This window comes from Bradyrhizobium sp. IAR9 (genome assembly GCF_013408065.1).
Classification (GTDB): domain Bacteria; phylum Pseudomonadota; class Alphaproteobacteria; order Rhizobiales; family Xanthobacteraceae; genus Bradyrhizobium.
The window spans coordinates 582119-598292 of sequence record NZ_JACBZW010000004.1 but is presented as its reverse complement, the minus strand read 5'-3'; the positions used below and the strand labels follow the sequence as shown (position 1 = coordinate 598292).

Below are 16174 nucleotides of genomic sequence, written 5' to 3'. Positions count from 1 at the left end.
AAGACCAATGCCGTACCACAAGCGGCACTCTATCGAGTCGCTTAACTAGTCTCGTATCGAGTCACCTGCGTGCCCCGCGCTCCGTTCCGGCCAAAGGATACCCTGGATAGCCGCTAAAAGCGGAACCTAACAAGGACTTGCAGAACGCAGGCGTGAGCTTGCCGCGGTGGATCACGACGTCTTCGTGACCCGTTGCAGCTCGAGCGTTCTGCCAGAGGCGATTGTAGCCGCGCTGTTCGTTGGATTTCACGTGGCAAGCGGCGAATTCGGCGTCAATCAATGTCGTTAACTGCCACGCATAGACCGGCCGCTTCGTATGGATGTGCACCCACATCGGATTCACAGTACCATTGCGCAGTGGCGTAGGCTGCAGCTTGAGCTCGAACAGCGTTCCGGGCTCACCCTTCAGCGCGCGCGGTGACTCCAAGGGAGCCAACTCCTCGGCCGCCTGCAACCGTTCGAGGTACTTCTGCGAGGGAAACGCATAGGTCTTCATGCAATCGATCTCGATCGAAGCCTTTTGCGCCTTCGCAGTACGTGCCTGCCCCTTAACCTCCGACAACATCGCCTTGAGGCGGACTATTTTTTTTTGCACTTCGGGCACTTGGATAGGCGTGAGTAGGCCGCGTCGGCGAGGTTCGTCCAACGCGGTTACACAGGCCTCAATCTCCGCGGATTGGCTCTGCAGCCGCTCAACCACGGTGTCCACGACGTGCTCGGCATCTTCGGGCTTCATGTGGCGCGCTCGAGAAACGGCTCTTTGCTCACTGCGCAGATCGAATTGCAAGAGTTCGTCTAATCGCGCGAGCAGGCGCGTCAGTGTCTCCTTCGATGGCGGGGCCTGCCATATTGCCAAGTGTTCCCTCGCGGAGGATGACATCCTCGTATGCGCCTCCTCCGGGCTCGCGAGTTTCTTCGTGCCCAGATCCGAGAGCACAATAACCTTGGTGGTTCGCGTCGTAACGGCGTCGGGCCTAGCGAGCTGCGGATCGGGCTGCCCGGCTGCCGAACTCCCCGCACCTCCGGCCTGCCTGCGCTTGCCCTTCCCTTTCCTTCGCGCTGGACTGCCTTCGGCCGCCGGGTCGTTGCCGGCAGCGTCGGCCGGTAACGCAAGGCCAGCCTCCGTTGGCGGTGCAATGATGGCTGGTGTCTTCGGCTGCACTGCTAGCAGGCGCATGACCTCATGGGCCGTGACCCACGATCCTTCCACGATCTGATCCAACAGATCCAACGGAAGCTCGGGACTTGCTCCCTTATTCCTTAGCTCGGCAACCATGTTGGGCAGCGCCGACGCAAATTCCGATAGCCGCTCCATGACCCCTTCCAGAACGGCGCAGTGCTCTGCGTCGAGGGCTTGTCCTTTGCTGTTCAGAACAGCGTCGCCCGTTGAGAGGAATGCCGGGACAACATCGCCCATGAAGGTTCCGAGTAGACGTGCCCGACCGTTCTCACCCAAGAGGATTTGCCTGACGGCCGGGTCGAGCGTGCTCGCGTGCGACTCAATCATGACCCGCGCGAGAAGGACTTGCGATTGCAGATGCACGCACCTCGTATTCAGTGCCCAGCCGGTATGCAGCCGTAGTGTCGCCTGTTCGGCCTGTCGCATTTCGGCCGTTGCACTTGGCAAGCTGGCAGTGGCTGCGCAGACGGACTGCATCCGTTCAGAGCGCAATGCCTTCTTTTCCCACCACTCCGTGCAGGCCAGATAGTGTTTCGCCACACCGGAAGCCGCTCGAATCAGCTGGTCGGGCGGAGCATTGGATTGGCGCATCCGCTCGAGTATCTTTCCCGCACTCTCCCTACTCTTCTCCAAGGCGTAGATGGTCGGTGCGGCCAGCGCGTTGCATTCGTTCCCCGCATCCAGAGTCCGGTCACGAATTCGGCAAGCCTGCTCTTCGGACAGAATGCTGCGCGCCACATCTGGAGACAGGCTCGCGTAATAGTCCAGAACTGCTGCGCCAGCTTTGACAACGTGATCGATCAGCTCTTGCGCCTCAGACGAGCTCTGAGCGCCCATGGCAGCACTGTGGCAAGCATCAAGTTCCTCAAGCAGGCCGTCCATATTTTGTTTCGCTGCGTTGATCCCCTCACCGCTTGAGGAAATGGGGACTGCCACACCCGAACCTGAGGGCAGGCTCGCGAGCGTCGCCATGCTATCTTCAGAGCGCATCCGCTGCACGACGGAGTTGAAAACTCGGTCGCCTTCCGCAGGGACACACTTTGGCTCCGAATGCGCACTGCTCGATACCGACGTGGTGTCGGCTCCCGCAGCCCAAACGTGCGGTTCGCCAGGTCGGCCAATGCCCGTCATGTTCCATCTCCCATACGGTCAACAATGCGCAGCGTCCCTGGATAGGCCACCTGGCTGACGGTTGGCTGACGAAGGATGCTCTCCGAATGCACCACCCCGCCGTCCGAGTTCCAATTTCATGGAAGCTGTTGTGGTGCTAAGGCAGCAATAGGGGATGACCCATAAGGTGCCGGATAGTCGATTGTAGCGCCTGTCCGCATTCCGTTGCCTCGCCGCACCTCGATGCCAGCGGCGACCCTACTCATCTGGAACATGAAAATATGCGCCTTTGGGGCTTGCACAGTTCCATCCCACCGCCGTCAACGCATTGTCCAAAATTTGGAAGCCGCGGCGTCGCGGCACGCGGCTCAAATAGATGTTAAGCGCCAATCATCAAAAGGGCCGCCTGGCTGACGGACCGCGGCGCTTGTCTTGCCGCTTTGGGACCAACCCAGGCAAGCGCGCGCACCACGGCACCTGCTCGACCGCTTGCGAGGGATAGCTGCCAACGGGGCGCATGCTTGAGCTCCACCATCTGCTTGCCGATGTAAAGCTCACGAGAAGGACCGGACGTTAGATATAACCTAGCACCCCAACGGAGCAATCGCGGTTGCTGCCACAGAGCAGATAACAGCAGATCTCAGCGATCCCGAGGTCCTCGCTTAACGAGTAACGCACATTTGCCCTTTATGAAGTCCAACATCAGCGGAACAGGCAGCCGCAATAGTGCGGCCGGCACCCGCCAGAGGGATGAAGTTCAGAACTGTCGAAGAGCTCAAGCTAAATGATCTCGAAGTATCTCCGACGTTCAAAGTCGGTGACCCGATGTTGAACGGCTTCCCACTCCCAACGGCGCGAGCAAGAAAACGCTTCAACAAACCTTTCTCCGAAGACATCACTTGCCGCTGCAGACTCTGCAAACCGAGAAGTTGCCTCTGACAGGCTTTGAGGCAGCCTGGCGGACGGACGACACATTTCCGCGCTTGCATCACCGACGATCGAAGCCGGTAGTGCCGGACCTGTCTCAACACCCAATATTCCCGAACCAATAGCACATGCGAGCGCGAGATATGGGTTCAGGTCTGCGCCAGGCAGCCTATACTCCAGGCGATGGGCAGATGGCTCTCCCGGAATGGCGCGAACCGCGCAGGAGCGGTTGTCAACTCCCCAGCTTGGACTGATTGGTGCCCAGCAGCCAGGTACCAATCTCTTGTAGCTGTTGAAGTTCGGCGCAGCGAGCACACAGAACTCATTCATGTATTCTAGTTGTCCGGCGATGAATTGCCTCATAAGCTTCGAGACGTTGCCGAACGCATCACTGTCGTAAAACGCATTCTGACTATCCGAGGACATCGAGATGTGAATATGCCCGGACTGGCCGGGCCATTCCTCGGAAACCTTGGCCATAAATGTAGCCATCATGCCTCGCCTTTGCGCCCAGGCCTTTATCATCGACTTGAATATGGTTGCTCGATCGGCAGCTTCCAGCGCATCACAATGACGAAGTGACGCTTCGACCACGCCAGGTCCGGTTTCAAAGTGCAGTCCGCTGAGAGGTATTCTAGCCTTCTCACAAAGCGCCAGGATCTCATCGAACAGTTCATGTTGCGCGACAGAGCGCGCAATCGAGTAGCCGAACGGGCCGCGAGTTAGAGGAGCCCATTCGCCGAACGGCTTTTCTTCAATCGTGTCTGCGTTCTCCTTAAACAGCATGAATTCAAACTCGAATCCGGCAGTGCAGTCGTATCCGTGTTCCGCAGCCCTTCGCAGGACCTTACGCAGAATACCGCGCGGGCAGATGTTCTCATGTGCGCCCGTGAACTCCGCGAGGTAGAGATATTGATCGCCAAGATGAGACACCGAACGGCCGGTGCCTGACAGAATACGCAGGTCAGCATCTCCGAACGCTGATAGCGGCTTTTGCGTGAAACTGGCCGGAATGACCCGGTCCGTACAATCCCACGCCAGCACCGCTTCAGAGAACTTGATAACTTTATCTCCATCCGAGAGATCTTCACCCAAGACGTGTTTGCCTCGCAGAACGCCATCGAAGTCGCTTACGCCGACCATCGCCGCGCGGGCTGGATTCGCTCCGGTCAACCTGGGATCAGTTGGCATTAGTCGCGATCCTGCATCACTAAATCGAACACCTGGTCCATCCGCATTGCTCGCAACTTGCGATAGTCATTCTCAAGCTGAGTCAAGTCGCTATTCACGAGATAAACGATGCCTGGTGTTGACGCCAAGTCGATCGTGGGAACTAGCTCTTCACCAATCGGAACGAATGCAATGGCATCCGCGAAGCTCGGGAGCTTGCGGATTGCTTCGAGTCCCGGGTAACCGGCAACGACACCGCCCATATCTGAGATCAGCGAGACACAAAGTGCGTGAGCCTGCCGCTTGTAGGGCCCGCGCAGCCTCATATATTCACCAAAACCCTTGGGATCTGCGTAGCGCCAGGCCGTCAGGGTCATATGGTTGTGCCCCAGCGCCATCGTTCGTGCTTTTGCCGACATGGTCCCTTGAAGCCTCGCTCCGAAGTCCACCAGGACCGGTCCCCGATGATCGACGATGATCTCAGCATGAGCCGGTCCGTCGACGATCTGTAGTGCCTGCAACGCACGCACTAAGTAGTCGGACAGTTCCTGAACGATTGGTTCGCTGCCCTCCAACAATCTCTCAAGTGAGCAGACCGATGATGCCCTCTCAATAGGAACCGTGTCATAGGTCCAGGCCTCCGTAACGAAGGCTTCCCCGTCGATCGAGACGGCATTTACGGTGTATTGCTGGCCGTTTATTTTTTCTTGCCCAAGGGCAAAACGATTCAACGCTCCGACACGGTTCGTCTTCCCGACAATTGCGCTTAGAGCCCGCTGAATATCAGCATCTGTCGAGCAAAAGAACACATCCTCGGTACCCGTACTGTTCAGAGGCTTGATCACGATCTGATCGAACTTCGCTTCGCGCTTCCAGTTCGCGATCTCTATAGGACTGTCGGACACGATTTGTCTGATCGATCGCACGCCTGCAAAGGTCAGCGCACAAGACAATCGCGCTTTGTCACGCCGAGCAGCGGATAGCGCGGTCCCATTTGATGGTAAACCCAGCCGCTCCGACAAAGAATCGGCGAGTTCAACTCCGGTCTCGCAGCCCGCGATAACGAACTGCAATTCCCGGCCATGGAGAGCCTGAAGATGATATTCAACGATGTCGTCATACCCCATGCGCTCGCTGGGGCGAATGACTTCACCATACAGGTCGGCATTGAAATGCGATTGGAATATGGGCGGAATCTGTGCAGCCGACATCACATGCACCGTTCCAATTCCATAGCGCTTGAACTCTTCCGGTAGGTATCTGCCGGTAGAGTATGCGTCTACGATTACACAATTCCGTTCTTTCATGCGGATCTCCGATACTGCAAGTAGATGTTGCCGAGAGCAACAGCGGTAATGAGAACATTTCCAATGAACGTATGTGACGAAGGCACGATGCGAGAATCGAAGTACTGGAACAGGAAGGTGATGATAGGGGCGGTGGACAGGACCATGTTGACTGTGAAGGGCTCTACGCGGCGAATGCCCTGCTGGATCAAGAGCAAAGGAACAAGGATCGTCGACAGCCCAATTGTCGCGATCGCAAACCAATGCTGCGAGATCTCAGGCACGATAGATGAATGGTCGACCAGTCCTAGCAGCAAGAGAATCGTTCCATAAAAGCGATGCGCCAGGACTTGTCGGCCAGAAAACCCGCGGTCGAACAGCAGTTTGACAAGTATATTTGTAAGGGCCAGCGATAGGCCGGCCACGATGGCCAAGACGATGCCAAAGGACGATCGAGCTCCCCACTCCACGCCTGCGTGGCCGCTGGCCGAGATCCAGATCATGTAACTCCCGATCGTGGCGATCGTAACGCTCACGACAATATCGGATGCTGGAGGGGCACTCTGGCGCCTGATCAGTGCGTTTAACCACACTGTTGCGGTGGGTCCCAGCGCCACCATGAAGGCGACGACGATCGCAGGTTCGGCATATTTCAGTCCGATAAATAGGCCGATCCAGCTGATTGCTGTCACGACATTGAGCGCGACGAAGACCAGGAGCGACCATTTCGCCACCGTTGCCTCGCCTCGCTCGTGGCGAGCCAGGAGATTGAACATCAGACAAACAACAGCGAAGGACAGCAGTAGCGCGACGAACACATCCGCTTGCTGAAAATACGATGCCGCATAAACCTCGCCTGCCGCGCTCACGACGACATAAAGCGCCACAAAGAAAACTCCCAGAGTGAAGCGATTCGTCGATCGCCCAGTCTTCCTGTGCCCTCGAGGGGGCACACGGCCCTCGCAGGACCGGACGCGTGCATCGGCTCCGAGTGACTGTCCTTTCGCCGTGCACGGACCACGTTTGGTTTGAAATGTCACAACCCACCTCTAGTTCTTCTTAGTTCGGTAGTACCCAACACACGCCTCTCCAAATGCCTTGAATAGTTGCTTGCTGAGGAGATCGGTTGAGACGTGCCATTCGGGGTGCCATTGCACACCGATTTGCAGGGTCGGGGCGCCAATGACCGAAGCCGCCTCGACCAAGCCGTCAGGCGCCCACGCCTCCCGCCTCAGCGCCGGGGCAAGCGCCTCGATGCCTTGATTGTGCAGCGAGTTGACTTGCGCTTCGATCGTCCTTGCGATTGGAAAGAGCGCGCCATCGGAACATATCCTGACGCTGTGCGCGGCGTCGTACTGACGGTCTCTTGGACGATCTGGCTTCTCGGCATGCATCGCGCCACTTTGCGGCCTCCACTCCGCAAGCGATGAGTGGAGCGAGCCGCCGAAATAGACGTTGAGTTCCTGAAGCCCACGGCAGACGCCCAGAATAGGCATTCCGAGCGCGATGGCGCTCTCTATGGTTAGGGCAGAGAGCCTGTCCCGCGAACGGTCAAGGATCCCGACCTGAACGTCCTGCCGATCAGCCTCCGTCAAGGACGCAGGCGCTCTCAGGACGGCGGGGTCGATGTTCGATTCATCACCTGTCAACACCAAGCCGTCGAGCCGGCGCATGATCGCGGGGGCGACCTCCTCCTTTGCATCTTCGGCGTCGACCGTCGACAATATGACGCAAGCCACTCCCGCATGACGATGGAGTGCCTGTAAGTACTTGCGCCGCAACCAGTCGCGATGCACACCATCGACAAGAAGACGGTTCGAAGTGACGCCGACCACGGCTCGGGTGCTCTCTGGCCGTAGCAACGTCACGTAACCTGCCCTCGGGTGCGAACCTCGGCAACGGACTGCTCATACAAGCGTCGATTTCGCTCTTTTAACTGAGCTATGACGCTACGTTGACCTTGAGGTCCCTTGACAAAGAGCCCGCCCCAGGTCGCCGCGACCTTCGCGTAATTCGGATCCTGCATTCGGATTTTCTGAGCTCTGCGCAACAGCCAAAACGGGATACCCGGCGAAAGGTGATGCTCAAGGTGGTACTCATCCAGATTCTGTCCGAGGATGGCCCGCTCGAGGAAATTTCCTTTCCGATTCCTGGTGAGATAGACGTTCTGCGTCTCGGTTTCGCACATAGGTGAGTGCTCGGCTAGCTCGATAAACCAGCCGAGGACCTGGAACGTGGTGAGATAGGGCACGATCCAAAACAGGACGACGATATGGAGCAGCCCAACAGCATATGACCCGGCCAGGATGCTGATCCAGAAGAGATAGAAGCCATACTTGTCGACAAGTATGCCTGAGCGACTCTGATCCTCGGCCTCTGTGATCGAAAATCGATTGGTCCAAAGATACTTCAGATACGCTACTGTCGCGCCGCCGAAGATTGGCTTCCAGATCATGTTGAAAGCGTACCGCTCCGGAGGCAGCACGTCGTAGACGCCGCTGGCCAGGAAGAACTTCAGGTCGGGATCCTTGTCCGGGTCTCCGAGATAGGGATGATGCAAATAGACGTGCGAGATCCGGTATGCCCAGTGGCGCTGGAACAAGGGATAGGAAGCGAACAGAATGCCCAAGACATAGTTCCAGGTCGTGTTCTTCGCGAGCGTGCGGTGAGCCGCATCATGAGCGATGGTTGTCAATCCGCGCTGATAAGCACCAATTAGAAGGACGGCCAGCGGGTAGAGCCACCATGAGACGGACACAGTCGCGAGCGTGCACGCTGTGATGACAGCGTAATCTTTTGCAATATAGGCGGCTCCCGTTATGTTGTCGGGTCTCAGCTCGGAGAGCTGCCTATTGATTTCTCGGCTGAATTGAACGGCCTCATAGCGTGATGACCTCAATTTCCAAGCGTCTGCCTGATTCATGAGAACCTCCTCCTGATCGCCTTGCAGGTTGTCAGATTGCGGAAAGCGCCTTGTCCAGATCGCGCAGGATGTCGTTGACATCTTCGATGCCGACGCAAAGCCGGATCGAGCCGCCAAATATACCGGCGGCTTCGCGCTTTTCCCGCGGGACCGTGGTGTGGGTCGTCGAGACAGGATGGGTCACGAGCGTGCGGGCATCGCCTACATTCGAAACGTGATACATCAAGTCGACGTTCTGGATGAACTTGCGCCCGGCATGTTCGTCCTCCACTTCGAACATGACCATCGCGCCGTGTCCGTATGCAGCATTGAGTGTCTGTTCGACGGTTTCGCGATCGGCGCCTTCAAAGAGCCCCGGGTAGAAGACACGGCGCACTTTAGGATGCTCCTTGAGAACGTCGGCCACGATCCTGGCATTCGCGCAGTGCTGCTTCATGCGAAGTGGCAGCGTTTCGAGCCCTTGGATCAGCTGAAAGCTCGCAAACGGGGCGATAGCCGCGCCGGTATCGCGCAACCAGGTCATGCGAGCCTTGAGAAGAAATTCGCTCTTTCCAAGATCGTCGACATCGCGCACCGCGTTATGCCAAACAATTCCGCCATGCGCATCGTCAGGACGGTTGAACAAGGGAAAGCGAGAGGCTCCCCGATAGCTAAACTCGCCGTTGTCAACGATCAGTCCACCGAGCGTCGTGCCGTGGCCGCATATATATTTTGTTGCGGAGTACGTCGTAATAGCAGCGCCGAGATCTGACGGCCGGCATACCAGTGGCGTCGTCGTATTGTCCACGACCAAAGGCACGCCGTACTTTCGGCCGATGTCGGCCAGCTGTTTGACGGGGAGCGGAATTAGGCAAGGATTCGAAATCACCTCTCCGAACAGGCATATCGTGCGATCATCAATGGCACGTTCGAACGTCTCAGGCCTTCGAGGATCGGCCGTCCTCACGCTGATCCCAAGACGCTTTAATGTGTTGTGGAGCAGGTTCCAGGTATTGCCGTATAGATACGGAGAGGCGACGACATTGTCCCCCACTTCGCCACTTGACAGGTTGACGATAGCAAGAAACGTCGCTGCTTGACCTGACGCAACGGCGAGCGAGTCGCGTCCCATATCCACGGCGGCGTAGCGCCTTTCCAGCGCGCGCGTCGTTGGATTGATGATCCTTGTGTAGGTGAACCCATCGGCCTTAACGTTGTAGACGTCGGCAATGTGGTTTAGATCGCCATCGAGTTCATAAGCTGTATTCTGGTAAATCGGCACTGCGACGGCTTTTGTCGCTACGTCACGTCGATAGCCCGCATGCAGAACAGCAGTCTCGGCCGAAAACGGCCGCTGCGGGTCCCCAGCCGCTCGCGCTGCCGGCATCGTTACGCGAGCCCCGCATGTCTCTTGGACCGACATCGGCACCGCTGACCGAGCCTGACCGGACCGGAAATATGTACGAAAAGCGCAGCCCAACTGCTCGATCCAGCTGGTTTGGATATCCCCAATGCAACCGACGCGGAAACTCCGCGTCGGAAGATGCAGCTTCGAGTAGACGTAAAGGTTATGGGCCGCCAAGTGGCGATACAGCCCATCGAATCCTGCTTGGTCCACCATTCCGGATGGCGCACTGAACGCGACGCAGACCGGCGATTGCAACTCCGTGGACAGCAGCGGAGACACCAGTCCTTCGAGTTCTTTGACGAGATCGTCCCTGACCTTCTCATACCTGCAGCGCCTGACATCAATGCCCTCCTCGTGCAGAATCTCCAGGGCCTTTGTCGTTGCCTGAACGATGTGGGTGGGAGGGGTCGATCGCCACTCACCGGTGCGCTCGAGTGAGAGCCATTGATCTCTCACGTCGAGCACAAACGACCTCGGTTCTTGAACCGCATTCTCCAGCAGCTCGCGAGACGCGATGACAAACGCTACACCCGGCGGCCCTTCTATGCACTTGTTGCTCGAGGTGACCAGGACGTCAGCTCCACGCTGGCTCAGATCGATATTAAGGGCGCCAAAAGAACTCATCCCATCGACGATGGTCTTTACGCCACGTCGCCTCGCCTCCTCCACGATCGCGTCCAGCGGATTGACGATTCCGGTTGTCGTCTCACAATGCACGAAACATAGGTGCGTAACGCCAGGATTTCGGCTCAGATGCTCGCCAATTTCTTGAGGATCCAAAGGATCGGTCGCTCGCTTGACAAGCTTCAGTGCTTCGACGCCCCACAGCCGCAAAATTCGTAGAATGCGCTCGCCATAGATGCCGTTTATGCAAACGAGCGGCCTGTCGGCTCGGGACACAAATGAAGAGAGAGCGGCTTCCATTGCAAAAGAGCCGCCTCCCTGAATAGGCACCACCGAATAGTCTTCAGCATTTCCCAGCAAGCTGAGCATCAGCCGCCTCATGCAGGCGGTCACTTCCTTGAACTCGCAATCGCGCGATGCGAGATCAAGCTGCATCTGGCTCCTGACTGCCAGCGATAACGACAATGGACCAGGCGTCAGCAAAGAGCGCTGTCTTGTCAAATCATTCCTCCTCGAGTTGTAGTTGTGAATGGATCTGGAGAACGCCGAGCCACCAGGGAGCCCCTGTGGCGAGCGTCGACTTCCTCGGGTCAACAGCTTCGGGGCAAGCGCCATAAATCGCGGGCGCATTTCAGGTCGGCGCCCGAAACACCTGCCGGATGGCACCCTCCATATCTCATCGCAGATACGGAGCGATCCCTCATAAAGCTCATCACCGATGCCATTCACACCTCCTAGAAATTGGCTTTGGGAGCGCGCCTTCGAACGCAAGTCGCGCCGACGCGCGCTCTTATCCCAACTATCACACAGGCGCAGACTTGAGCGCCGTCGGCTTCTTGCGTCGCGAAGCAGCAGGTCAGGCGACCGACTTACGCGGTGAACCTTCTATTCAGGCAAACTTCACGTTAGGAAAACGATGCAGTCGGACGTCATCGCGCCCGGATGCAGATCAAGCCAAGGCACACTTGATGATCGTCGTCGGGGCTTGAGACTTGATGCATTCGCATTCCGTCGCTCGTTGGATGGTTTGGGATGCCGATGACTGTCGTTGTCCATTTCGAGATCGTACAACTTGACGTTAGGGGCGTTTCAACCCTCTCGCGGGATTTTCTCGCGTGAATTTTTCCTGACGCACTCCCATCTGGCGGCGACAAGCCGACGGGTGCAGCAAAGTGCGGAGATTCACAGCGAGGCAGAATAGTTTGAGAGTTCGACATCAGGATCGTCGGCATTCCGCCTGCAAGCGCGATACCTGCAGGTAAGTGATAGCCCAATCTGCCCGTTCACGTACGATCCTCGCCATACCCCCAGCTGGTGTACGTGCTCTCCGCCGTGTCGGCGAGATCCCCCTGGATGGTGGTGCCTGGAAAGTGTACGCCCTCGTCGCAGATGACTGCCGGTATCACGTCGATGCACTTGAATGGAGCGGCCCTGGCAGGCTGTGGCCGAGCCCGGCTTTAAGACAATTGGGCGACCTTGGATCGCTGGCCGTTTAGCGACGATCAGTTCGACACCTTTCGGCGAGTCGCCGTGAAGCAGAACATGTCATCCTGCTCTGGTAGGACTACATCGAGCCGACTCCAGATGAGTGGCATGTGTCCTCTGTGCGAGCAATCGCTAGGCTAGTAGCATCTCTCGGTTCTGTAAGCCGCTTCGCGGCGAGAACGTCTTACGGATCAATCATCGGCTTTGTGAGCGTGCTGTAGTCGACGGTTGGCCCAACGCGTGAGGCCCAGGGTGAGCCGGAGTTCCATTGCGCCGCGGCACTCAATGAGCGCCAGTACCTCGGCCGTGAGGCGCTCTGGTTGGACGGATCGCACCTCCGACCCTTCTGCTCGCGTGCCTCTGCAGCGCCTGCTCGTTGATGGCGAGCTCGCATTAGACGCGGTCTACCGCGCGGTCGAATAGGTTGACGGTTGACCAGAGCGGATCATCAAGGCATCGCCCTTGTCGCTTGCCATGGATGAACTCGCTTGCCTTTTCAGCCGCGGCCATCGCCGGCTTCATGGCGATCAGCGGGGGCAGGCGGAACGGAGCAGAACCCGAAGCATGGCGGAAGCCCGTAGCGCAGCGCAGGATTGGCTAGTGTTCGCGGCTGCTTTGTCTCGCGATGCGAACGCGCGGGGCGTATCGGTCGACGAGCGGCGGGCCAAAAGGAAGCAAGCTTCCGGAAAGCTGGCAGGGTCGCGACAGGAGAGAGTCGGGTCGACTGCTAAGTTCGGATTGGTCAATATACTGAAGCAAGCGCCGAGCTCGCTGGATGCGGCCAGGCTCGGAAAACCCGAGGCCCACCCTCATACTGCTGCGCGAAAGATCGAAGCCGGCCGAGACGCTGCCTGGCATGGCTTTATGGGAGCTTGGCGTGTCGCTGGCCGCGCGCGTAGCAAGAAGCGCTAAGCGAAACTCAACCTACTGGAATCGGACTTCCTCTCTGGCCTTTGTCATCGTCGTAGATTTGATCTGGAGCATGGGCGCTTCTTGAGCTCCTTTGCTCCCCCCATCTCTGCTCGCGTGATCGGTTTCTCGAATTGACCATCCACTTGGAGCACGTAACCGGAAGCGGGCACTCGAGGAGTGGGCGCGACAATTTTGTTCCTTTAGAGCGAAAAGTCCGGTCGCAGGCCCGCCCGAGCCGAATCGCGTTGGCCGGGTCAGCAGGATATTCGATGGTGCGATGCGAGGGGCATCTAACCATCAAGGATTGAGCGCGCCATCAAGACATCGACTACCGCTTCCGCTGAATGCTCTAGGGTCTGCTCCATGGTCCTGAGATGAATCTCCGGTGTTGTTGGTGCTTCGTAGCACGAGTCGATCCCGGTGAAGTTCTTGATCTTGCCGGATTTCACTTTTGAATACAGGCCTTTTGGGTCTCGCCGAGCGCATTCCTCGATCGGCGTATCGACAAAGACTTCTATGAACTCTTCCTTGCCAACCAGGCCGCGCACCCTGTCCCGTTCGGCCCTAGAGGGCGAGATCAAGGAGCAGATGACGATCAAGCCGCTGTCCGCCATCAGCTTGGCAACTTCACCGACGCGCCGAATGTTCTCCACGCGGTCCGTCTCCGAGAAGCCGAGGTCCGCGTTTAGTCCGTGCCGGAGGTTGTCGCCATCCAGCAGCATGGTATGCCGCGACATGCCACACAGCTTTTGATCAACCAGGTTGGCAATCGTCGTCTTTCCCGCGCCAGACAGGCCAGTGAACCAGATGACGCAAGGCTTCTGATTCTTGAGCGCGGCGCGCTCCCTCCTGTCCACCGATAGCGCTTGCCTAGCAATATTGGTGTCCCGCCGTAACGGAAAGGCGATCATGCCGGCCCCGACCGTACGATTCGTGTAACGATCGATGAAGATAAATGATCCGGTCTTTCGATTGAGCTCGTAAGGATCGAATACTGCGGGCATTGCGGTCGCAACATCGCAGAAGGCGATCTCGTTGAGGGAAAGCATCCCGGCGGCCAGATGCTCACAGGTGTTGACGTCGATCCGATGCCTAATTGCGGTAATGCTGCCGGTAATCGTCTGTGATCCAATCCGCAGGACGTAATTGCGTCCGGGAGCGAGCGGCTCCTGGTCCATCCAGATCACATAAGCGGCGAACCGGTCGGCGACCTTCGGTCGGTCGTCCGGTCGCGACAGAATGTCGCCACGGCCGATATCGATTTCATCTTCCAGTGTAATGGTAACCGCATCCCCGGCTTCGGCGCCGACAAGGTCGCCATCGTGGGTCACGATCCGCTTGATGCGCGTGGTCCGTCCCGACGCGGCGACAATGATCTCGTCTCCTGCCGAGATCCTCCCGGAAGCCACCGTCCCGGCATAGCCCCGAAAATCCGGGTTTGGGCGGTTCACCCATTGGACGGGAAAGCGGAAAGCCTGGCCTGCGGTGCCGGACGGGATGTCAATGCTCTCCAAATGCTCGAGCAGACAGGGACCATGATACCAGTTGGCATGAGCGGAGCGGTCCACGACGTTGTCGCCGTAGCGGGCCGAGATCGGGATCGTAACGACCGAGGTGAAGCCGAGACCGGCGGCAAAGGCCAGATAGTCACGGGCGATCCGATCGAAGCACTCTTTGTTGTATGAGACAAGATCGATCTTGTTCACTGCCAGCACGACATGACGAATGCCGAGCAGCGAACAGATAAAGGAGTGGCGGCGGGTCTGAACCATCACGCCTTTGCGGGCATCGATCAGGATGATGGCGAGCTGGGCATGCGAGGCGCCGGTAGCCATATTGCGGGTATACTGCTCGTGGCCGGGAGTGTCGGCCACCATGAAGGAGCGCCGCGGCGTCGTGAAGAAGCGGTAGGCGACGTCGATCGTGATGCCCTGCTCCCGTTCGGCTTCGAGGCCGTCCACGAGCAACGCGAAATCGATGTCATTTTCGGTGCTACCGTGCTTGATGCTGTCGCGTTCCAGCACCGTGAGCTGATCGTGGTAGATCATCTTGCTGTCGTGCAGTAATCGGCCGATCAGCGTCGATTTGCCGTCGTCCACCGAGCCACACGTGATGAATCGCAGCTGATCCTTCGTCCTGGGGGGGACCGCTTCCGTTGTCGGCTTTACAAACATCAAAAATAGCCTTCCCGCTTCTTCTTCTCCATTGAAGCGGCTTCATCGGTATCAATTAGGCGTCCCTGGCGCTCCGACAGAGTCGCAGTCCGCATTTCCGCGACGATGTCTTCGATCGCCATCGCATCGGATTCAATAGCCCCGCTCAAAGGATAACATCCAAGCGTGCGAAAGCGGATCATCCGCATTTCCGGCGTCTCGTCGCAGTTAAGCGGCAATCGCTTGTCGTCGATCATAATCGTCGCACCATTTCGACGTACTGTCGGTCTCTGTTTTGCGAAGTAGAGCGGAACGACCGGAATCTTCTCGAGCATGATGTATTCCCACACATCGAGCTCGGTCCAGTTTGACATCGCAAACACGCGCATGGTTTCGCCTTGGCGGATCCGTGTGTTGAACAGGCTCCAAAGCTCCGGCCGCTGGTTACGGGGGTCCCATACGTGTCCGGCCGAACGGAAGGAGAGTATCCGCTCTTTTGCGCGACTCTTTTCCTCATCGCGCCGGGCTCCACCAAAGGCGGCATCAAATCCGTGGAGGTCGAGCGCCTGCTTCAGCGCGTCTGTCTTCATCACCTGGGTATGGAGCGTGGAGCCGGAATCGATCGGATTGATCCCGCGCGCGATGCCCTCCTTGTTGATATGGACGATCAGGTCGAGCCCGAGCCGCTTGGCTGTCGCGTCTCGAAAGCTGATCATCTCGCGGAACTTCCAGGTCGTGTCGACGTGGAGTAGGGGGAAAGGCAATTTTGCCGGATGGAACGCCTTGATCGCAATGTGCAGCATCACGCTTGAGTCTTTTCCGATCGAGTAAAGCATGACCGGCCTTTTGAACTCGGCGACCACATCACGCATGATTTCAATCGATTCAGCTTCGAGACGGCGCAGATGTTTCGGCAGCATGTATCTTCTTTTCGATGCAGGATCTCTTCTTCGCCGTTCTATGGCTCCAGCTCGGAGTTGGGAATATCCGCGGCGGAAACGGCCGGCCAAGCGGCAG

At 57.8% G+C, this 16174-nt stretch carries 9 protein-coding genes; all 9 read right to left on the bottom strand.

Going from position 1 to position 16174, the window contains the following annotated elements:
• Positions 1-61: 61 nt before the first annotated feature.
• Positions 62-2311: a hypothetical protein gene (locus tag GGD67_RS14740; protein ID WP_179733759.1), complete on the bottom strand. Its 2250-nt coding sequence runs from the start codon at positions 2309-2311 to the stop codon at positions 62-64.
• Positions 2312-3070: 759 nt separating this feature from the next.
• A complete protein-coding gene (locus GGD67_RS14735) occupies positions 3071-4408 on the bottom strand; it encodes a glutamine synthetase family protein (RefSeq protein ID WP_179733757.1) in 1338 nt (445 codons plus the stop codon).
• On the bottom strand, positions 4408-5694 hold the full coding sequence (locus tag GGD67_RS14730; protein ID WP_179733755.1) for an ATP-grasp domain-containing protein: 1287 nt from the start codon (positions 5692-5694) through the stop codon (positions 4408-4410). Before GGD67_RS14730 ends, GGD67_RS14735 begins: the two co-directional genes overlap by 1 nt.
• Positions 5691-6560, bottom strand: a complete 870-nt coding sequence (locus tag GGD67_RS14725; protein ID WP_312013688.1) for an EamA family transporter — start codon at positions 6558-6560, stop codon at positions 5691-5693. Before GGD67_RS14725 ends, GGD67_RS14730 begins: the two co-directional genes overlap by 4 nt.
• A 162-nt stretch (positions 6561-6722) precedes the next feature.
• The gene (locus GGD67_RS14720) at positions 6723-7508 is read right to left on the bottom strand and encodes a gamma-glutamyl-gamma-aminobutyrate hydrolase family protein (protein ID WP_312013687.1); all 786 of its coding nucleotides are present in this window, start codon (positions 7506-7508) and stop codon (positions 6723-6725) included.
• A 29-nt stretch (positions 7509-7537) separates the two neighbouring features.
• Entirely contained in the window at positions 7538-8596 is a 1059-nt protein-coding gene (gene rtxC, locus GGD67_RS14715; protein WP_179733751.1) for a dhydrorhizobitoxine desaturase, read from the bottom strand.
• Positions 8597-8627: 31 nt separating this feature from the next.
• A complete protein-coding gene (locus GGD67_RS14710) occupies positions 8628-11042 on the bottom strand; it encodes a 2-aminoethylphosphonate--pyruvate transaminase (RefSeq protein ID WP_246790798.1) in 2415 nt (804 codons plus the stop codon).
• Positions 11043-13294: 2252 nt separating this feature from the next.
• On the bottom strand, positions 13295-15178 hold the full coding sequence (gene cysN, locus GGD67_RS14705) for a sulfate adenylyltransferase subunit CysN (protein ID WP_179733746.1): 1884 nt from the start codon (positions 15176-15178) through the stop codon (positions 13295-13297).
• Positions 15178-16119, bottom strand: a complete 942-nt coding sequence (cysD, locus tag GGD67_RS14700) for a sulfate adenylyltransferase subunit CysD (protein ID WP_312013694.1) — start codon at positions 16117-16119, stop codon at positions 15178-15180. Before cysD ends, cysN begins: the two co-directional genes overlap by 1 nt.
• Positions 16120-16174: the final 55 nt, after the last annotated feature.

Bases quoted from the DNA above. Each gene is read 5' to 3' on its own strand.
- rtxC (WP_179733751.1), bottom strand. From the start codon at position 8,596: ATGAATCAGGCAGACGCTTGGAAATTGAGGTCATCACGCTATGAGGCC.
- GGD67_RS14730 (WP_179733755.1), bottom strand. From the start codon at position 5,694: ATGAAAGAACGGAATTGTGTAATCGTAGACGCATACTCTACCGGCAGA.
- GGD67_RS14740 (WP_179733759.1), bottom strand. From the start codon at position 2,311: ATGACGGGCATTGGCCGACCTGGCGAACCGCACGTTTGGGCTGCGGGA.
- GGD67_RS14735 (WP_179733757.1), bottom strand. From the start codon at position 4,408: ATGCCAACTGATCCCAGGTTGACCGGAGCGAATCCAGCCCGCGCGGCG.
- cysN (WP_179733746.1), bottom strand. From the start codon at position 15,178: ATGTTTGTAAAGCCGACAACGGAAGCGGTCCCCCCCAGGACGAAGGAT.
- GGD67_RS14710 (WP_246790798.1), bottom strand. From the start codon at position 11,042: ATGCAGCTTGATCTCGCATCGCGCGATTGCGAGTTCAAGGAAGTGACC.